Here is a 20,453-nt window from a genome sequence, read left to right as displayed (position 1 = left end):
ATATAAATCAACTATAATTTCCAAGGAGGAATTGCATTGGACCGCAATATTATCGTATTAGATACGACTTTGAGAGACGGGGAGCAAGTACCTGGCGCTAAACTGAATGTACACCAGAAGGTAGAATTTGCGCAGCAGTTGAAACGACTGAATGTCGATATCATTGAAGCTGGTTTTCCTGCATCTTCCGCAGGGGATTTTCATTCGGTTCAAGAAATCGCGAGAACCGTAGGGGATCGTATCTCGATTACTGCTCTTGCACGAGCTGTTAAGGGTGATATCGATGCGGTATATGAAAGTATTAAACTTGCTCAGGATCCGCTAATTCATATTGTGCTTGGCACTTCAAATATTCATGTTGAGAAGAAATTTAATCGCTCTAAAGATGCAGTGCTTCAGATGGGTGTGGATGCTGTAAAGTATGCGAAGACGCTACTTCCACATGTGCAGTATTCTACAGAGGATGCTTCTAGGTCTGACTTCGAATACTTATGGAGTACAATCGAAGCCGTTGTAAGAGCGGGAGCAACAATGATTAATATACCGGATACGGTTGGCTACGCGGTACCAGATGAATTCGGTGAATTGATTCGCAAAATTAATGAACGCCTGAAGAATCTGAACGACAATGTAATCCTAAGTGTCCATTGTCATAATGATCTTGGACTGGCAACAGCGAACACACTAAGTGCAGTGAAGAACGGTGCGGAGAAAGTAGAATGCACGATTAATGGTTTGGGGGAGCGAGCTGGCAACACTTCGCTTGAGGAAGTCGTCATGGGATTGAGTGTTAGATCCAATCATTATAATGCAAGTACGAATATTCACCTAAAGGAACTGATGAGAACCTCGAAACTGCTAACCCATTTAACAGGTCTGGATGTACAAGTGAATAAGGCGATTACAGGTGAAAACGCATTTGCGCATTCTTCGGGTATTCACCAGGATGGCCTTCTGAAGGATAAGCAGGTGTATGAGATTATGTCACCAGAGGATGTAGGCGCTGATAGTATGGAATTGATCCTGACGGCTAGGTCCGGAAGACATGCATTCAAGAATGCGGTTGAGAAACTAGGTTTCGAGAGTGGTGAAGGTGAAGATTTCGAAGCGCTGTTCGAGGAATTCCTTCAACTTGCTGATACGAAAAAGGAAGTATACGATCATGATGTGTATTACCTAGTCACTAAACATCGCACACTTGAAGAAGCGAACAGCCATCTGTATGAACTGGAATCTTTCCAAGTTGTGACCAATGACCTGTATCCGACAGCAACGGTCAAACTGAAGAAAGGTAATGAGACATTTAGGGACAGTATGGTTGGTGATGGTCCGATCGATGCACTTTACAGTGCAATTAAGTCATTGGTCGGCTTGGAGGTCCAATTAAAAGATTACAAAATTAACAGTATGTCCAGAGGGAAAGAAGCCATTGGCCGCGTTAATATTCGGATTGAATATGAAGGGAAAATCTATTCAGGAAGAGCGATGGATACTGATATTATTAAAGCAAGTGCGTTAGCTTTCCTAAACGGAATTAATGCAGTCTTGCTGGATACAACCCATGATATACAAGTACAACAGGGATGAGAAGTCAATTATCAAATGATATAAGTTAGCTTTACTTTGAGTCTATAAATAGCCGCTAGACACTGGAATCTCTATGTGTTTAGTGGCTATTTTAGCTTTAGATAAAGTAAGACCTTTATCCTAGGACCAGCTCATGAAAATTCGTCATTTTACATCCTAAAATGACAAGGGATATGCTATGATCAATTAACGAGCGGGAAAAATTGGCTCCAAACTTTGCGAAGGAGGAGATGAGATTGGCTAAGCTTAAAGATATCGCCGAACGGGTTGGAGTATCTATATCAACGGTTTCAAGGGCAATTAATAACGATACAAGCCGTCCAGTCAGTGAAGAAACCAAGCGGAGAATCCGTGAAGCGGCTCTTGAACTTGGTTACAAACTACATGAACCATCCAGAAACGCAAATCACAGCGCGTCGCTCAAGCGGATCGTCTGTATCGTTCCACAACCATTAATGGGGGAGCATCCATATTTCTCGAAAATTTTATCTGGATTTCATACGAAGATGGAGAAGCTGGGTCAGCCTCCTGCTATAGTACGCACATATGAGGAAGTAAGCGATCCGGATAAAATGCGAATCATGCTAAGAGAGACGAGAGCTCAAGGGGTTGTTGCGATTAGTTGGTATGATGAGAAATTATTTGAACTAATACAGCAAGATGGCATTGCCATGATGGGGATTAGCTTGAATGATGAACTACTGACAGTACCCGTTGTGGATTGTGACCGTATCCTTTCTGCACGGGAGGCAGTACGCCATTTGATTGACCAAGGACATACAAGGATTGCTTATATTGGAGGTCCTGCCTATTCGAAACAGATGGAGAGCGAAGAAAGGTTTGTTGGTTATAAATTTGCTATGCTGGAAGCAAACCTGCAATTGCATGAAGATTGGTTGATGAATACGGGCTGGAGGGTAGATCAAAGCTTCCATCTGATGTCCGGGCTCCTGAATCAACTTCCTAAAGCGGAGTGGCCAACCGCGGTTTTTTGTGCAAGTGATATGCTTGCCATTCCGGCCATGCGTGCTGTTGTTGAGAATGGTGGGAATATACCAACCGATATTGCGATTATGGGAATGGACAATATTGATGTAGCCCACTACACAACACCTCCCCTAAGCTCTGTTTCAGTACCTAAGTTCGAAATTGGAGAGGTCGCTGCAAAGGCAATTGTAGATTACTTAGATGGACATTATGAGGTGGCAACCAAAATATTACTTCCGTGCTCTCTTGTTATCCGAGAATCCTCTAGATACACAAGACACAAAAAGTGACATTTTACGTTAATTAATTTAACATATATAGTTAAATATGCTTCTGAATCGGCAGCTCTCGGTATGGATTCCGGCAGTTGCCTTTTTTGTTTGTCGCACAAAACTGAGTAAAGTCTGCACCAAAATAATCCAAAAAAGTGTTTGACAATACAAAAGTGCTATATTATTATGAATGAAATTAAAGAAGTGTTTGGATATATTTTCATGTATTTGGCATATGGTTATTACGATTACTTATTTTTTTGTTTAATAATGATTGCGTTTACATTTGCTGTTTTGAAAGGGTTGTAGATTTTATAGACTTCTCATCATGAATGAAAAATTCCTATATCTGTTTATCTTCTTCATATCAATCAGACTCCAAAAATAATCCAAATTAATTTCGGATTTTCATCCAAAACTTTTCGATTTTGAAATATGATCCGACTTGCTCGGGTTTTATTTATATATTTACAATGACGTAACTATATCTGACATTCACTTGTGGAGACGCCGCTTCTAGCGGGTAACTGAGAAAGATAGGAGGACGGGGCAAGTAAAGATCAGGACTATTAACGGCGAAGAAGGAAGATTCACGTTAGAAGCCTTAGGATGACCTCATTCATAGATACTCAGCATGACATCTGTCGGCTTAGTTAAAGTCAACTAATTCCTACTGGGGTGATGCTCATTGGCTAATACAACCGCACAGACCGCAGTGAATGCGGCACCTGAAACGAAACGTAAGCGCTTTAATTGGAATCGAGTTTTACGTAATTGGCAGCTGTATTTACTTATATCTCCCGTCATTGCTTATTACATTCTGTTTCAGTACGTTCCGATGTATGGAATTCAGATTGCATTCAAGGATTTCATAGCAACGAAAGGGGTTTGGGGCAGTCCCTGGGTTGGATTTGAGCACTTTGAGCGGTTCTTTAACAGTTTTTATTTCTGGCGTCTAATCAAGAATACACTTGGGATCGGCGTATACAGCCTTGCTCTAGGTTTCCCAATTCCGATTATTCTGGCCTTGCTCATGAATGAGGTTCGTAATGAAAGATTTAAAAAATTCGTACAGACGATCACTTACGCCCCGCATTTCCTGTCCACGGTTGTGGTAGTGGGAATGATGATGATTTTTTTATCACCTCGCTATGGGATGATCAATCATTTCATTGAAATGTTCGGAGGTACGCCGATCAATTTTATGACTGAGCCTTCGTGGTTTAAATCTCTATACGTTCTATCCGATGTATGGCAGACGATGGGGTGGAGTTCTATCATCTATCTAGCCGCCCTTGCCGGTATCGATAATCAACTCCATGAGGCAGCAAGGGTAGACGGTGCGACAAGGCTTCAACGCATCTGGCATATTAACATACCAGGCATTATGCCAACGATTATTATCCTTTTAATTTTGAACATGGGCAGCATCATGGGCGTTGGCTTCGAGAAAGTACTCCTTATGCAGAACAATCTGAATATGGAGAGTTCCGACATTATTGCGACCTATGTTTATAGAATGGGGATCCAGAATGCTGAATACAGCTTTTCGGCAGCCATTGGACTTTTTAATTCCGTAATTAATTTTATCTTATTGGTTGTTGTGAACTTTATTTCGAAGCGCGTAAGTGAGACGAGTCTTTGGTAGGGAGGGGGAGCTTGAATCATGCAAATAGAATCTAGAGGCGATCGTATTTTTAGTATGATTAACTACTTTATTCTGATTTTGGTCACTATTGTTGTCATGTACCCACTACTCTTTGTGCTCAGTGCTTCATTTAGCGATCCGCAGGCGGTTCTCCGAGGTGAAATGTTGCTTTGGCCTAAGGGAGTGAATTTTAACTCTTACGTAAAGATTTTTCAGAACAAGGACATCATTAATGGATTTACGAACACACTGATATACACCACACTAGGCACGTTTATTAACCTCGTAATGACAATCCTAGCGGCCTATCCGTTGTCCCGTAAAGATTTTGTTGGACGAAATGCCATTATGGCTCTTCTGGTATTCACCATGTTCTTCAGCGGTGGCCTGATTCCGACGTATTTGCTAATCAAGAACCTAGGCATGTTGAATACGCTCTGGGTCATGATTATTCCGAATGCAGTATCGATCTGGAATATTATCATTATGAGAACATTTTTCCAGCAATCCATTCCAGGTGAGCTTCAGGAAGCGGCGACCATCGATGGCTGCTCTAATATTAAAATTTTGACCCGAATGATTCTGCCGTTATCTATGCCCATTATTGCGGTGACCATATTGTTCTATGCAGTTGGTCATTGGAATGCATTTTTCAACGCATTGCTATATCTGTCAGACAAAGAGAAGTTTCCACTTCAGCTGATCCTTCGCGAAATTTTGATTCAAGGACAAACGAGTGACATGGTCAAGATGTCAACGGAATCGGCGATTAAGCAGCAAAGGGAAGTGGAGGGGATTAAGTATGCGGTACTCGTTGTGGCGAATATCCCAGTACTGGTGCTCTATCCGTTCTTACAGCGGTATTTTGTCAAAGGTGTCATGATCGGAGCCATCAAAGGATAATTCCTTGCGTGGATAAAGTGAACATGAAAAGGGGAGGAAATCGGATGAAGCTGAAACAATGGGGGAGTCTTCTTTTGACCTGTGTTTTGTCGGTATCACTAGTTGCCGGATGCAGTTCGAAGGGCTCGGAGGGAAAATCAGATCCATCAGGAGAAGCCGGAAGCAAGTTGAATGAGACAGGGTTTCCAATTGTGAATGACAAAATTACAGTCAAAGGTTTTGCTGGGAAGTTTTTCGCTAACGCGGACTGGAACAATATTAAGCTTTGGCAGGAATATGAGAAAATGACGAATGTCCATGTGGAGTGGGACACAGTAAAGACAGACACGTTGGCAGAGAAGCGTAATCTACTACTTGCCGGTGGTGATTATCCTGAGCTGTTCTATGCTTCTGCATTTCCAAGAGCTGATTTATTGAAGTATGGGAAACAAGGAGCGTTCATTCCACTGAATGACCTAATTGATAAATATGCACCTAACTTTAAAGCGCTGATGGAGAAGTATCCTATCATTGAAAAAGGGATTACGATGCCAGACGGTAATATTTATGGACTCCCTACGCTTTATGATCCGGAATTCAAATCGGTATTCTATGGAACACCTTGGGTGAAGTCTGAATGGCTCACAAAACTAGGCCTTTCAGAACCACAGACATTAGATGAGTTCTATAACATGCTGAAGGCATTCAAAGAAAATGACCCGAATGGAAATGGCCAAAAGGATGAGTACGCTTGGGGTGGAACTGGAACAGCTGGCATTGTTAATTATTTACGTGGCTCATTCGGTCTCAATTACAATGGAACATCAAATGTGAATGTCGATACGGATCCAGCTAGTGGAAAAGTTCGCTTTATTCCTTCTGATCCACGTTATAAAGAGCTTCTTCAGTATGTAAGTAAACTGTACAAGGATGGCTTGCTGGAACAGGACATTATGTCTGTAAAGAGCACGGAGATTGATGCTAAAGGGGTGGAGGGGCTACTTGGTGTTATTGATAGTGTAGATCCGATCGCTATTTATAACCAAAAAGGTTATGTGGGATTGCCAGTCCTTAAGGGCCCGCACGGAGATCAAATGTATAGTGCGCTTGGTTCGCCGCTTGGTAATATCGGGATGTTTGTCCTGACCGATAAAGCTACAAATCCAGAAGTAATGGTCCGTTGGATGGATTACTTCTACAGTGATGAAGGCATTCGAATGTTCTTCATGGGGTGGAAAGATGACACGTATGAGGAAGATGCTGATGGCAATGTCGATTATGTGGACGCTATCAAGAACAATCCAGATGGACTTAGTCTGGACCAAGCTGTAGGACAGTCACTCATTTGGCCAGGCGGATACTACCCTGGTTTTGTAAAACAGAAGTATTTTAAAGGAGCAGAAGGATTACCAACGTCTGTGGAAAATGCTCAAAAGGCAGAACCTTACGTCATTCCGCAAGATAAAATCTGGCCTGCATTTAACTTTACGGCTGATGAACAGTCTGAGCTCACCGGAATTCAGACAGATATTAACACTTATGTTGATGAGATGAGAGATAAGTTCATTTCTGGAAATGAATCCTTTGATAATTGGGATCAGTATGTAGCTACGCTCCAGAAGATGGGGCTCGATCGATACCTAGCAATTTACCAATCTGCAGCAGAAAGATACGCGAAATAAAGTACAACATCTGAATATAAGGAAGTGACACGAAATGACCCATATGAATGCTATTTTGATTGGGGCCGGTGCACGGGGGGCTAGTAGCTATGCCCCTTATGCTCTCGATTTCCCACATGAGCTTACCTTTGTAGCAGTAGCAGAAGCTGATCCAGTTCGAAGAAGTAGATTTGCCGAGAAGCACGGGATTCCACCGGAGCGGTGCTATGAAACTTGGGAGCCGCTGCTTGCAGAGAAGCAGATTGCTGATATTGCTGTTATCTGCACGCAGGACCGTATGCATTACGGACCAACTATGCAAGCTTTGAAGCAAAAATATCATGTGTTGCTGGAGAAGCCCATGTCTCCGGATCCTAGAGAATGCTTGGAGATGGAACAGGCGGCGATCGAGAACAATCGATTGTTAACCATATGCCATGTTCTGAGATACACACCTTTTTGGAGTACGATAAAGCGTATTCTTCAAGAGGGCACGATTGGAGAGATTGCTTCGATCCAATTGAATGAGAATGTAGGATATTGGCATATTGCTCATAGCTTCGTAAGAGGAAATTGGAATAATTCAGAGAAGGCTAGTCCGATGATTTTGGCTAAATCATGTCATGACATGGATGTACTATCTTGGTTAATGGATAAACCATGTACACAAGTGAGCTCTTTTGGCTCGCTCATGCATTTCCGTGAAGAACAAGCGCCAGAAGGATCTGCCGACCGTTGTCTAGATTGTAGCGTCGAGTCTATTTGCCCATATTCCGCACCCCGCTTTTATTTAAGTAATCAGTACAAGGGATGGGCAGGGCACTTCACTTCGGAACTTACCAAGTCAAATATAGTGAAGGGGCTTCGCGATACGGACTATGGCCGCTGTGTATATAGAAGTGATAACAATGTAGTTGACCATCAAGTCGTTAATATGGAGTTTGAGGGCGGCGCTACGGCGATGTTCAGCATGTGTGGATTTACTTATGAGCAGGAACGAAGAATTCAGATCATGGGGACCCGAGGAGAGCTTCGGGGTGAGGAAGATAAAATTACGATATTTGACTTCCTAACCGGGCAAAAATCGGAGATCACGATTCCATCGCAGGACAGCGGACACGGTGGAGGAGACCGTGGTATTGTAGCCAGCTTCTTGAAAGAGGTTCGTCATTATAATGGTCAGGAGAGCCTGACTTCCGCTAGTGCATCTGTTCGAAGTCATCTCATTGCATTTGCAGCAGAGAAGTCTCGCTTGAACCGTGGGCAATCCATTAATCTTAATGAATATGCTCAGGAATTAATGGCTCAAGAAGAGACGGTAAAATAAATGAAACGAGTCGATCAAGGTTTCCTTGGTCGGCTGTTTTTTATATAGAAGGAAAAAAATGAATCACAGAAATAATTGGATTTTATTACCTTTGCTTAAAAATGTAACATTATTCATTATTTTGCGTTTAATTATCGCGGAGCAGAGTTAACATGCATTGTCCCAGCACAATACATATATACTTCTAGAAGGAGACAGGACGAATCATATGAAACGAAGTTTACTGATTATTATCACAGTACTAGGGCTCTTGAGCTGCCCACTTGCCGGGTATGCACAACATGCTGAAAGAGATTTAGAGAACGTGTTGGAGGATGCAGTTGTTCTCTCGGTTGGCAGTCCTAATGCTATCTATGACAATAAGGATCAGATTATTGATCCGTATAATTTTAATATCGTTCCTTATGTAGCTAATCAACGTACCTTGGTACCGATCCGGTTCATTAGTGAGAGTCTAGGTGGACGAATAGCCTGGAACCAGGCAACTTCAACAGCTACCATTACCAATGCAGGTAAAGAAATTAAAATTACCCTTGGTAGCAGCATTGTGTACGTAAACGGGAAGAAGACATACTTGGATTCCCCTGCACAATACAAACAAGGTAGGGTGTTCGTGCCTTTACGGTTGATTAGTGAAACGCTTGGTAAGAAAGTATTTTATGAACGCGGGATTATTGCGATCAGCAACACAACGATTTTGCATCCGTACGAGGATTGGGAGATTGTAGATTATTTGCAATTTGTTCTTGCACCTTATCAGAAGATCCCGTATACCGGAAAAAATTTATCAACACAAAAAATTGCAGGTTTTGAGCAAAGTGTTGTTGTGCTGGAATCGCTAGATCAAGAGGGGGAGCCTGTGGGGTTTGGCAGCGCGTTTGCGGTGGGCTACGGATTGTTCTTGACGAATTATCATGTGATCGAAGGGGGAACTGACTTCGGTATCTATACAGCTCATGATCAATATTACGAGGTGGCGGGTATCGTGGAAGTGGATAAGGAAGCGGATCTGGCTTTGGTCAAAACAAAAATACGTACGAATGTGCCACCACTGCGGATCGGCTCCATGGATAACCTAACGAAGGGTCAATCCGTTGTTACGATCGGCAATCCGGAGGGGCTTCAAAATACGATTTCTACGGGAATCATTAGTGGACTTCGAGTCATGGATGGCTTGGCAGTTATTCAATTTACAGCTCCTATTGCCGCTGGCAGTTCCGGCGGAGCTCTGTTTAATAAAAAAGGTGAGGTTATCGGGGTTACAACTTCGGGTATCGATCAGGGAAACCTAAATTTTGCGATTCCTGTTGATTATGCTAGTGCTTGGATTTACGAATATAAAACGATGAGTTTTTCGAAGATTAAAGTGTTAACTAAATTATAGGTTAAACGAAGAGGCAGGATGATATCATCATCCTGCCTCTATTTTTGTTGAAGTCATCTATTTTAGATATCTCGTTCCAATTGATCCACGTAATCTTTGGCATCTTTTAATGATAGATTCCTTGCTTCTCTTAACACTTTAATGGCTTTAATCTTCTGATTGGATGAAAGCATGAAGCGTAATCGCTCTTCAAGATCTGCATCAACATCGTTTACTTCCGGCTGAGAGACAAATGTCGTGCTGCTGCTGTTCATTCCTGGGTTGTTCGGACGATTGCTCATCCATTCCAGATCAGATTTTATGTTGTTAAGTTGGCTTTGCAGGCTAAATACTTTGATCAACAGCAGGAGTGAGAGGATGAGTGCAACGACCGCTACAATTTCTATAACTTCCATGTGTGTATTCTCCCTTCAGGTTAGTTTTTCACATTTATTAACTATAACTTGATTTTGGCAGTGATGGGTAAGTTGGAGATGCTCATTTCTTTTTGTTATGATGAACGGATAAAAATTTGCGGAGGAGTTTATAAGCCATGAGTAAGATTAACCGATTGTTTACATTGTTATTCACCTGTATATGGATTGCAGGTTGCTCCCCGAGTACATCTGAACAAGAATCACCTAAGCCTAATCAACCATTATCAGAAGGGAAGATGTCTGGTTCGTCTAATGTACAAGTGAAATTCACGCAGGAAGGCGATCATCCGGAAGAAGCAATCATACAACTTATTAATGAAGCGACTTCGACACTTGACATTGCTATATATAGTATCAACTACGAGCCGATCGTTGAAGCTGTGGTTAACGCTGCTGAGCGGGGAGTAAAGGTTAGAATGATCACGGATCTGAGTCACGCTGAAGAGAAGGCTAAGCAGAAGAAGGCGTTGGAGCTTGTTAACAATGCGGGTATCCCTATTAAAGTAAATACACATGATGGCAAGATGCATCTTAAGATGATGATTGCAGATGGGAACAAGGTGGAGACAGGATCGTTTAATTATTTGAAATCCTCTATTGAGGAGAATGATGATGTAGCTGTCTTCATTGAGGATGAATCGGTGGGAGAACAGTTCCAACAAGCATTTAACAAAATGTGGGATGATTCAGTGCGTTTTACGGAATATAAATAACAAAATGTTTGGATACCTATTTAGGCGCATCCGTAACGGCTGCGTTTTTTTGTGCATCATTCGTTAACGAGAAGAAAGTATTGGTCCCTATAAAGTGAGAATAAATGTCCCGCTTCAAAAGTATGTTTAGTAATACCGAAAGTAAGCGCATACATTTCAACCTGAAAGCGATTCGTAGCATCCAAAAGGAGGGTGAAGAATGAAGGTAAGGAAGAGGGAATTTATTGTGTTTGCCATTACAGTCTTATGTGTGTCGATGCTATTTGGTTGTACCAGCAACACGAATAAACCAGCTGATTCCGGTGACCCAGGGAAAGGGGAGGTTAAAGGTACAGAAACCCCGAAGACAACCATTAACATCACCTTTCGAGATGACGGAGTCGGTGAGAATGGAACGTTATATAAATGGATTAAGGAAGTGGCTGCGAGCTATCCAGATAAAAATGTTGAGGTTAAACCAGCCCCTATTCAAGCCTCAGAGGGGGATTATTTTGCAAAAGTCGCCTTGGCGCTGAAATCGAAAGATACTGCACCGGACATTGTGACGGAGGATACGTTTATTTTGAACTCAGACGCAAGTGCAGGGTTCCTAGAGCCGCTTGATGAGCAGCTGAAGGGATGGGAAGACTGGACGAACGGTTCTTTTATTGAAGCGATGAAAAAAGGCGTAACGGCAAGTGATGGAAAGGTATATGGCGTACCTTACAATACGGATTCCAGAGGTCTGTGGTATAACAAAGAGATTTTTAAACAAGCCGGGCTTCCAGAAGATTGGCAACCGAAGTCGTGGGATGACGTCTTAAGTGCAGCAAGAACCATTAAAGAGAAAGAACCGGATGTCGTTCCGATCTGGATGAACATGGGAAAGGCAACAGGCGAAGCGACTTCCATGCAGACGTATGAAATGCTTCTCTATGGAACAGGGGAGAGACTTTATGATGACGCTAGTGGGAAATGGATCATTAAGAGTCAGGGAATCACGGATGCACTCACCTTTATCGAGACCATTAACAAGGAGAAACTTGGTCCACCGCTATCTAAAGTATTGAACGGTCAAGCAGGAAATACGGCGACTCGGGAGTATTTACCGCAAGGTAAGCTTGCGATTTCACTGGATGGATCGTGGATTACAGGCAATTATTTTGCAGGGGGAGCCGCACCTTGGCCGGAATATAAAGACGTACTCGGGTTCGCACCGATGCCGACAAATAAAGGTCAGGCACCGGGATCGATCACGCTTGCTGGAGGTTGGGCTTTATCCATTCCAAGCAATTCGAAGCATAAAGAAGAAGCATGGAATTTCATTAAATATGCACTTAACAAAGAGAATACACAGAAGCTTGTCATTGCCTCTGGTAACATAACGGTTCGTGCAGACGTGGCAAAAGACCCGGAGTACACCAAGATGCCGTTTAACGAGATTGCCACGGAGTATTTGAAGAATGCTGAATTCCGGCCTGCTCAGGAGAAATATCCTGAAGTGTCAACACAAATACAGACCATGGTGGAGTCCGTAGCTACGGGAACGTCTCCTGTGGATGCGATGAATAAATATGCTCAGGATGTAACGAGAATAGCTGGTGGCGATCGTGTGATGGAAAAATAACAGCAAAAGCTTGCGTAGGCAGTTCCTTTCCTTCACGGAATTGAGTCCTACGCAAGCACTTATTCAGATCTTCAGCAAGCGGGAGGAGAACGTACATGAGCAGTCTTGCGGTTCAAGATTTTAATAAGAAGAGAACAACCTATACGTGGCTCTTTTTCTTACTTCCTTCGATTGCGATTATGCTGGTGTTTTTTATATATCCCATCTTGTTAACGTTCTTCTATTCCTTTACGAATCTTGCGTTAACGGGGGAAGCGGCGAAGGAACTGAAGTTTATCGGGTTTGACAACTATGTCCGTATGTTTGAAGATCCGACGGTTAGAGTGAGTATATGGAACACATTAATATTCCTAATCGGTTCGGCTGTGATTGGACAACAAGTGCTTGGGTTTCTCATCGCTCTTCTCATGAAGCATAAAAATAAAACGTTTAGAAGAGTTATTGGGACCATCGTGTTAGCGGGTTGGGTTACACCAGAAATCGTATGTGCCTTATGTTTATACAGCTTCTTTGGGGACGAGGGCACACTTAATGCGATTATTACCTTCTTCGGATTCTCAGAGGTCACTTGGCTATTCACCGTTCCAATGCTCACGATCATTCTGGCGAACATTTGGCACGGTACAGCGTTCTCGATGCTTGTATTTCAGGCGGCTCTTGATGACGTCCCGAATGAGATTGAGGAAGCGGCTGTTGTCGATGGAGCATCCAAGTGGAAAATATTTACGAGAATCATTGTTCCTTATATTAAGGGCACCATTACAACGAACATGATGCTGGTTACACTGCAAACGCTAGGGGTATTTGGACTGATCTATGCAATGACTGGCGGTGGGCCGGGTACGTCGACAACGACATTGCCTATTTTTATGTACAATCAGGCTTTCGTTAATTATCAGCTGGGTTATGGAACTGCAATTTCATTGTTACTGCTGTTCATTGGTATTGTCCTCAGCCTACTCTATATTCGATCGATGAAAGAGTAAGGGCTGACGCAGAATACTTCCGAAGCATTGATCACCAAACTTTGAGGAGAATTCATATGAATGCCAAACAACGCAAAGTAGTCTATCGAATCATGCCGTATACGATACTTACCATGATCGGGATCTGCTTCATACTGCCTCTTCTATGGGTTCTAGTGGCATCCGTAGATGCCAATGCGATGCAGTCCTTGAAACTCCCGGAGCAAATAACCGGTTCTAATTATATTGAGGTGATCACCAGTAGCGAGAATCAGCGTGCTTACCTCATTGGTCTATTTATGTCCCTCGGCCAAGCCGTACTTGTCGTGTTACTGTCGCTGCTTGCGGCATATCCATTATCTCGTTATCAGATGAAGTATAAGAAGCCGTTTATGCTGACGATCTTGTTCATGACATCCTTACCGATCACAGCTGTAATGGTCCCTGTCTATCAATTGTTTCTCGGTTTGAAGCTGTACGATAGTATTTTTGGCGTTATTTTATTCTATGTCGCATCGTCCATGCCATATGGAATATGGATGATGAAGAACTTTATGGATTCCGTACCGAATGATCTAGAAGAGGCTGCTTGGGTTGACGGGGCTTCAATCTTCACCGGAATGCGTAAAGTAGTGGCACCTTTAATGGTGCCAGGCATTTGTACGGTTGCAATCTTCACCTTTTCGGGAAGCTGGGGTAATTTCTTTGTGCCCTATATCCTGCTCCAGTCACCAGAGAAATTCCCGGCGTCTTTAAAGCTGTATCAGTTCTTTGGACAATATGGCATGGTCGACTATGGAAGTTTGGCTGCATTTTCGGTACTGTACGCCATACCTGCGATTATCCTGTATATACTCTCACAGCAGTTTATGTCCAAAGGATTTGGGTTACAAGGCGGGACGAAAGGGTAGAATGCGAGGAAGTTCTATGATTAGAAAATAGATAGTGTACAATTGAAAAATATTTAACCATGTCCATCCCGGACGTGGTTTTTTATGCCGCAGCTCACTTAATTGATGAGTAGATTAGGAGTTGCTTTTTTACAATGCATATCTAATGATAGTGATTAGTGATTTATCCTAAGTGGGAGGTACACATCATGGATGAGGTATTTACGGGAATACCGAGTGCAGAAACATGGAAGATTGTAGAGGAGATCCATAAGGGCTGGTCAACAGACAAGAAATACTACATCCAGGCGACAGACGGTTCGGAAATGCTGCTTCGAATGTCTGATATCTCTCAATACGAGAAGAAGCAGTTCGAGTTCGAATCGATGAAGCTGCTGGATGGCATTGATGTATCCATGTCTCGGCCTATTGAATTTGGGCTATGCAATAACGGTAAATCCGTCTTTTCTTTACTCACTTGGATGGAAGGAGAGGATGCTGGTGAAGTTATCCCTCTGCTGAGTGCGAAGGAGCAGTATCTTATCGGTGTGAAGGCAGGTGAGTATTTAAGACGAATCCACCAAGTCCACGCCAATCATGATGAACAGACATGGTCAGAATACTATAATCGCAAAATCGATAAATACATAACGAATTATAACAATTGCGGCATTCATATAGAGGGAGATCAGACGATCATGCGTTACGTGGAACAGAACCGCTATCTATTAGATGATCGGCCTAAAGTTTTTCAGCACGGAGATTATCACATAGGAAATATGGTCGTTACATCCTCTGGAGAGCTTGGAATCATTGATTTTAATCGGTTTGATTATGGAGACCCATGGGAGGAGTTTAATCGTATTTCTTTTGATGCAAGTGTGAGTGAGTATTTCGCTTCGGGGCGTATTAATGGTTATTTTAATCATGATGTACCTGATACCTTTTTTAGATTGATGGCTCTGTATTTGGCAAGTAACCAGCTTTCTTCGGTTCATTGGGCCATTCCTTTTGGACAAGAAGAAGTTGATTTTATGCTCAAAAGAGCTTCCGAAGTGATGAGTTGGTACGGTGGATTTCAGAAGCATATACCTAGCTGGTACGCGGCGAGTTACGTGGAGTGTGAAGAATAAGTATATTATTTCAACAAAAGAAAAATATTTTCCTTGGTAAAAAGTGATATATTAATTAGAATGAAAAATATAACAATCAAATATGGAACATGCGAAACAGGTGTCAATTGTGGAATGGAACATTCCATCTCATGATTGGTTAAAAGGGAAGTGGGTGAGAATCCCACGCGGTCCCGCCGCTGTATAAGAGGAGTCCTTGCAACAATGCCACTGGGAAACTGGGAAGGCTGCTAGGATGTTGATACTTGAGCCAGAATACCTGCCTGTTTTGTCACACCACAACTCTACGATGGATAGGAAGGTGTTTATTAGTGCTGGCTGAATATAGCTGTGTAATCTATTAGACCTCTTAACGATTCAAGTTGAGAGGTCTTTTTGTGTTATTCGAAGTAGAGCGAAAGATGAATTGGAAGGATGATGGATTGAGATGAGAAAAAATAAATTAATCGCATGGCTGCTGATCATAAGCATTGTAATGACAATGTTCACGAACGGGATGACGGTATCCTACGCGGATGAAGCTGACACTTCCGTTGCTCCAATAGAAGAGCTTACTACTGTTAACAATGATCCGATTGAAGCAGTAGATACAGAACCCAAGGAAGATACAGAACCTCCGAGGATTACGATAGATGGGATACAAGATAAACAGACAGTATCATCTAGTGAAATAAGCTTCAAAGTTACAGTAACAGATAACGTGTACACAGACATTATTCCGGAAGTCGCAGTGAATGATGACGTCATTACTGCGGTGAACGAGGAGTACGGAGTTACTCTACAGGATGGTACGAATCGTGTAACCGTAACGGCTATCGATGGCGCAGGGAATGAGACAGAGGAAAGATTTACGATCACCAAGAAGATAGACACTGTACTACTAGCTAAAGAACAAATGAATAAGAGCCTTGCTTATATTCTTAACACCGTTAAAAATCCGGTTTTTGTGAACGAGTGGTCGATTCTAGCGCTAGCACGAGCTAACTATCCAGTACCTGATGACTACTACGAGAAGTATTACAACAATGTGGTATCTAGTGTTGAAAAGAAGTTACTTGAAAATAATGGTAAGTTGCATAAAGACTATAGTACTGAGAACTCAAGATTGATTTTGGCTTTAAACTCCATAGGTAAAGACAATACGAATGTTGCTTCATACGATGTAAGCAGTGCACTAGCAGATTATGAATTTGTTATAAAACAGGGGATAAATGCGACTAGTTTTGCTCTTATCGCGTTGGATAGTAATCGCTCTGAAATGCCTAATTTAACAGGAGATGGAATCCAAGCGACAAGGGAGAAATTTATACAGAATCTTTTAGATAAAGAGATTGCTAGTGGTGGGTGGAATTCAGACCCAGATTATACTGCGATGGCGATCCAAGGGCTAACCCCTTATTATGAATCCAATACAAAGGTAAAAGAAGCAGTCGATCGGGCTATTGCATGGTTATCCTCAGTTCAGACAAGTGATGGAGGTTATAAGAGTTGGGGGACTGCCAATAGTGCTAGTGTAGCGCAGGTTATAGTAGCGTTAACAGGTCTTGGTATCGATCCTCAGACGGATTTGCGATTCATTAAGGATGGAAACACTCCGTTAGATGCCTTATTGACATTTGCAGTACCGGATGGTGGCTTTAAATATTCGAAAAATGGCGTTGTAATGAGTATGGCTACGGATCAAGCGACCTACGCTCTAGTAGCCTACGATAGATTCAAGAACGGTCAGAACCGTCTCTATGACATGACTGATGTTCAATCTGAACAACCAGAACTTCCAGAACAACCTGAGTTTCCAAAAGATTTAGTAGTGACATTGCCATCTGGTGATCAGCCAGCAGTTGCTATTCCGAACGATAATAATAATTATATCGTTCCTATCAAGCCAGAAGATAGCAGTAAAGAAATCACGGTAACCATCCCAGCGGATAAGAATTCAAAGGTTAGTACGCAACTACCTTCTAATAGCAGCCTTCCAAAATTAGAGGCTTCAAAGGGTAATGTATCTGTCGTAATTCCGAAAGGCACTCAGGTCACAACGGGCGACGCTTCAGCATTGGAGTTATTAACTTCAATCCATAAGACGGATTCTGCTTTAAAAGATCAGATCAAACCAATTATTCCAGAGGAACATAAGCTGGATGAGATTGTTCAGGCATTCACAATGGGTGGTAAGGGTAAGATCGAATTCAGCTCCTTCATTACCTTAACCTTCAAGGGAATGAGCGGGAAAGAGGTTGCCTATATCCAAGACGGATCAGCCCACGCAATTTCGAAGTACTCAGGCGATGAGCAAGGGTTGAGCAGTGGGAAGAAAGAATATGCCTATGATAGCGGAAAAGACTTAATCGTCAAAACGAAACATTTTACAGACTTTGTCGCTTACACAACAAGTGTAATTGAAACGCCAGGTAACGGGGGCGGTACGACACCGAAGCCTACACAATATGTGACCTTGTCTGTAGATAAACTTTCGATTAACAAAGGAAATGTAATTTCAGCTGTAACCGTTGAGATTCAGTCTGGTGACACGGCTTGGAGTGTGTTGAAGAGAGAACTGGACAAGCGGAATATAAGTTATTCCTATGACTGGCCCGAGCAATATGGAAGTGTATATGTAAAGTCCATTGCTGGTGATGGAGAATTTGATCACGGAAGCGGTAGTGGCTGGATGTACAGTGTTAACGGTTCGTTTCCAAGCTACGGAGCGAGCAGTTACACCTTAAGTGATGGTGATCGTCTTCAGTGGCGCTACACGACGAACTTAGGAGCAGACTTAGGAGAAGACCCTGGTAAGTGGGAAGGTACCTCAGGAGGATCGACATCGGTTGCTCCAGGTATCGTGGTTGATTCGAATGATAAGACCCCGGTTATCCAAGTTCCGAAGGATATTTCAGCGGACTATACCATAAACATCACACAAGCGCTGAACCAAAAAGATCAGATTACCATTAACATTCCGGACGTTAAACATCGAGTATTCCTGAATTTGGACGAAGTGAAGAATGCAATACCTGCAGTTAAGGTGGTTAAGGGGAAAATTTCAGCAATCATTGAGAAGGGCACCCTTTTCAAGTCAGGTGATCGCAAACTCGAGCTCTTTACAGCAATCAATAGTCAAGATACACAATTACGAGAGTTGATTAAAGGCAGTATCAAAGTAAATGATCAGCTTGATCAGATTCACCATGCTTTTGTTATGGGCAATAAGTCAAACCAAGCTTTGTTCGATAAGCCGCTGACATTCATCGTTCAAGGTGGCAAAGGACAGCTTCCAGGCTTTGTTGAGAATAACAAATTCTCAGCAATTGAGATTTATGACACGGAGGAGCATGGAAAGCAGGCTGTAAATAGCACCGAGAAGAAAGCTTTTGCCTTTGTTAAGAATAACGACCTGTATATAAGAGCTAATCATCTGACAACCTTCGTTACCTATACGACTTCGAAGTCCGCAGTAGTTAAGCCTGTGGATTTGAAAGATGTCTATAGCGATGCCAGTACCATTTCGTCATGGGCATACAGTGCGGTAGGCGAGGCAACAGAGCACGGATTTATTCAAGGTAATCAAGGGAAGTTTAAGCCGAAATCTGCAATCACGAGAGCGGAGTTCACCAAGATATTGGTTTCTGTTCTAGGGTTAGATCTAAACACAAGCAAAGGCATCACCTTTAAAGATGTCTCTCTGAATGATTGGTACTATCCTTATGTGAATGCAGCTTATAAAGAAGGATTAGTGGCTGGGTTTAATAATAACTTTAATCCAAGCGATATCATAACTAGGGAGCAAATGGCAGCAACGGTTGTAAGAGCACTCGGACTAGAACCTACGAAGCCGTCCGCAATTATTAAAGATATCAATTCCGTATCGAAGTGGGCTAGAACGGATGTTGAAACGATTGTTGCTCTAGAGTTGATGCTTGGTAGTGGTAATCAATTCAAGCCAAAAGACGCCGTAACAAGAGAGATGGCAGCGGTCGTTGCTGTGAAGGCATATGATTATAAAGATAATGGTAAAGAAGAAGATACGAATACTAGCGACGCTGTTCATCAAGAAGTAAAGAAAAAGATCCGAGAAACAGCCTCATATTTGCAGAAAGAAGTTAAGGATCCGGTCATAGCTAGTGTTGGTGGAGATTGGACTGTGTTTGGACTGGCTCGTTCAGGTGTATCCGTACCAGATGCTTACTATGCTCGATACTATGCCAATGTAGAGAAGATCCTGAAGGAAAAGTCAGGTAAGCTTCATAGCGTCAAATATACGGAATATGACAGAGTCATCCTTGCTTTAACTGCCATGGGGAAGAAGATTGATAATGTCGCGGGTTATGACTTAATCAAGCCGCTTGCCGATTATGAAACGCTTATCAAACAAGGCATTAATGGGCCAATCTTCGCTCTTATTGCATTAGATAGTAAGAACTATGAAATACCCGTTGTTAAAGAAGTAAAGACACAGACGACTAGAGAGAATCTGATCGGTTATATTCTGAATCGTGAGCTTAGCAGCGGTGGTTGGGCACTCGGAGAACGTCCTGATGTCTCTGACCCAGATGTTACAGGGATGGTACTTCAAGCTCTTGCGCCATATTACAGTTCAAATCCAAAAGTGAAGGCGGCTGTGGACCGCGGTGTTGCATGGTTGTCCAAGACACAGACTGCTGACGGAGGTTTCTCAAGCTGGAGCTCTACTAATTCTGAGAGCATAGCACAGGTAATTGTAGGCTTAACCAGCATAGGAATTAACCCACACACGGATGCCCGTTTTATTAAGAATGGACACTCTCCTGTTGAAGCTTTATTGAGTTTTGCTGCGCCAACTGGAGGTTTCTATCATGTGAAATCTGGGGGTACAGGAAATGGTGGGGCTAAGCCAGGTGAAGTGGATCTTATGGCTACCGATCAGGCGTTTTATGCTCTGGTTGCGTATGAGCGATTTATAAATGGACAGAACCGTCTCTATGATCTGACAGATGTTAAATAAA

General features: G+C 42.5%; 14 protein-coding genes and 1 riboswitch. Of the genes, 13 read left to right on the top strand and 1 reads right to left on the bottom strand.

Translation table 11 applies throughout. The annotated features are described in order from the left end of the window. The first annotated feature begins 36 nt into the window (after positions 1-36). From AC3WJJ_RS12045 to AC3WJJ_RS12015, 7 genes are all read left to right on the top strand, one after another. Positions 37-1,587, top strand: coding sequence for a 2-isopropylmalate synthase (locus tag AC3WJJ_RS12045; protein WP_492540823.1), 1,551 nt, complete (start codon positions 37-39; stop codon positions 1,585-1,587). 236 nt (positions 1,588-1,823) lie between these two features. Continuing rightward, positions 1,824-2,864 carry a LacI family DNA-binding transcriptional regulator gene (locus AC3WJJ_RS12040; RefSeq protein WP_492540821.1) on the top strand — a complete coding sequence of 347 codons (1,041 nt, stop codon included), beginning with the start codon at positions 1,824-1,826 and terminating at the stop codon, positions 2,862-2,864. Positions 2,865-3,534: 670 nt separating this feature from the next. Continuing rightward, positions 3,535-4,494, top strand: coding sequence for an ABC transporter permease (locus tag AC3WJJ_RS12035; RefSeq protein ID WP_492540819.1), 960 nt, complete (start codon positions 3,535-3,537; stop codon positions 4,492-4,494). An 18-nt stretch (positions 4,495-4,512) separates the two neighbouring features. Continuing rightward, complete coding sequence (locus AC3WJJ_RS12030) at positions 4,513-5,397, top strand: carbohydrate ABC transporter permease (RefSeq protein ID WP_492540817.1); 885 nt, start codon at positions 4,513-4,515, stop codon at positions 5,395-5,397. A gap of 44 nt (positions 5,398-5,441) precedes the next feature. Continuing rightward, the gene (locus tag AC3WJJ_RS12025) at positions 5,442-7,058 is read left to right on the top strand and encodes an extracellular solute-binding protein (RefSeq protein WP_492540816.1); all 1,617 of its coding nucleotides are present in this window, start codon (positions 5,442-5,444) and stop codon (positions 7,056-7,058) included. A gap of 34 nt (positions 7,059-7,092) precedes the next feature. After that, positions 7,093-8,364: a Gfo/Idh/MocA family protein gene (locus AC3WJJ_RS12020; RefSeq protein ID WP_492540814.1), complete on the top strand. Its 1,272-nt coding sequence runs from the start codon at positions 7,093-7,095 to the stop codon at positions 8,362-8,364. A 208-nt stretch (positions 8,365-8,572) separates the two neighbouring features. After that, positions 8,573-9,748 (top strand): stalk domain-containing protein, encoded by a 1,176-nt coding sequence (locus AC3WJJ_RS12015; RefSeq protein ID WP_492540812.1) that lies wholly within the window; start codon positions 8,573-8,575, stop codon positions 9,746-9,748. A 62-nt stretch (positions 9,749-9,810) separates the two neighbouring features. On the opposite strand, the gene AC3WJJ_RS12010 is transcribed toward AC3WJJ_RS12015, so the two are convergent. Next, entirely contained in the window at positions 9,811-10,143 is a 333-nt protein-coding gene (locus AC3WJJ_RS12010; protein ID WP_492540810.1) for a ribosomal protein L7/L12, read from the bottom strand. Between the two features lie 137 nt (positions 10,144-10,280). On the opposite strand from AC3WJJ_RS12010, the gene AC3WJJ_RS12005 reads away from it, so the two are divergent. From AC3WJJ_RS12005 to AC3WJJ_RS11980, 6 genes are all read left to right on the top strand, one after another. Beyond that, a complete protein-coding gene (locus AC3WJJ_RS12005; RefSeq protein ID WP_492540808.1) occupies positions 10,281-10,877 on the top strand; it encodes a phospholipase D-like domain-containing protein in 597 nt (198 codons plus the stop codon). A 199-nt stretch (positions 10,878-11,076) separates the two neighbouring features. Next, positions 11,077-12,483, top strand: coding sequence for an ABC transporter substrate-binding protein (locus tag AC3WJJ_RS12000; protein WP_492540806.1), 1,407 nt, complete (start codon positions 11,077-11,079; stop codon positions 12,481-12,483). 95 nt (positions 12,484-12,578) lie between these two features. After that, positions 12,579-13,469, top strand: coding sequence for a carbohydrate ABC transporter permease (locus tag AC3WJJ_RS11995; protein ID WP_492540804.1), 891 nt, complete (start codon positions 12,579-12,581; stop codon positions 13,467-13,469). Positions 13,470-13,525: 56 nt separating this feature from the next. Next, positions 13,526-14,359, top strand: a complete 834-nt coding sequence (locus tag AC3WJJ_RS11990; RefSeq protein WP_492540803.1) for a carbohydrate ABC transporter permease — start codon at positions 13,526-13,528, stop codon at positions 14,357-14,359. Positions 14,360-14,547: 188 nt separating this feature from the next. Continuing rightward, positions 14,548-15,471, top strand: a complete 924-nt coding sequence (locus AC3WJJ_RS11985; RefSeq protein WP_492540801.1) for a phosphotransferase — start codon at positions 14,548-14,550, stop codon at positions 15,469-15,471. A gap of 81 nt (positions 15,472-15,552) precedes the next feature. Next, a riboswitch (cobalamin riboswitch) is annotated at positions 15,553-15,752 on the top strand. A 146-nt stretch (positions 15,753-15,898) separates the two neighbouring features. Beyond that, positions 15,899-20,452, top strand: a complete 4,554-nt coding sequence (locus tag AC3WJJ_RS11980) for an S-layer homology domain-containing protein (protein WP_492540799.1) — start codon at positions 15,899-15,901, stop codon at positions 20,450-20,452. The last annotated feature ends 1 nt before the right edge of the window (position 20,453 follow it).

Source organism: Paenibacillus sp. FW507-14B1B (genome assembly GCF_058781425.1).
The sequence above is the reverse complement of the archived record's forward strand: the minus strand, read 5'-3'. Positions and strand labels throughout refer to the sequence as shown.

Bases quoted from the DNA above. Each gene is read 5' to 3' on its own strand.
- AC3WJJ_RS11990 (WP_492540803.1), top strand. From the start codon at position 13,526: ATGAATGCCAAACAACGCAAAGTAGTCTATCGAATCATGCCGTATACG.
- AC3WJJ_RS12000 (WP_492540806.1), top strand. From the start codon at position 11,077: ATGAAGGTAAGGAAGAGGGAATTTATTGTGTTTGCCATTACAGTCTTA.
- AC3WJJ_RS12030 (WP_492540817.1), top strand. From the start codon at position 4,513: ATGCAAATAGAATCTAGAGGCGATCGTATTTTTAGTATGATTAACTAC.
- AC3WJJ_RS12020 (WP_492540814.1), top strand. From the start codon at position 7,093: ATGACCCATATGAATGCTATTTTGATTGGGGCCGGTGCACGGGGGGCT.
- AC3WJJ_RS12015 (WP_492540812.1), top strand. From the start codon at position 8,573: ATGAAACGAAGTTTACTGATTATTATCACAGTACTAGGGCTCTTGAGC.
- AC3WJJ_RS12010 (WP_492540810.1), bottom strand. From the start codon at position 10,143: ATGGAAGTTATAGAAATTGTAGCGGTCGTTGCACTCATCCTCTCACTC.
- AC3WJJ_RS11995 (WP_492540804.1), top strand. From the start codon at position 12,579: ATGAGCAGTCTTGCGGTTCAAGATTTTAATAAGAAGAGAACAACCTAT.
- AC3WJJ_RS12025 (WP_492540816.1), top strand. From the start codon at position 5,442: ATGAAGCTGAAACAATGGGGGAGTCTTCTTTTGACCTGTGTTTTGTCG.
- AC3WJJ_RS11980 (WP_492540799.1), top strand. From the start codon at position 15,899: ATGAGAAAAAATAAATTAATCGCATGGCTGCTGATCATAAGCATTGTA.
- AC3WJJ_RS12005 (WP_492540808.1), top strand. From the start codon at position 10,281: ATGAGTAAGATTAACCGATTGTTTACATTGTTATTCACCTGTATATGG.
- AC3WJJ_RS11985 (WP_492540801.1), top strand. From the start codon at position 14,548: ATGGATGAGGTATTTACGGGAATACCGAGTGCAGAAACATGGAAGATT.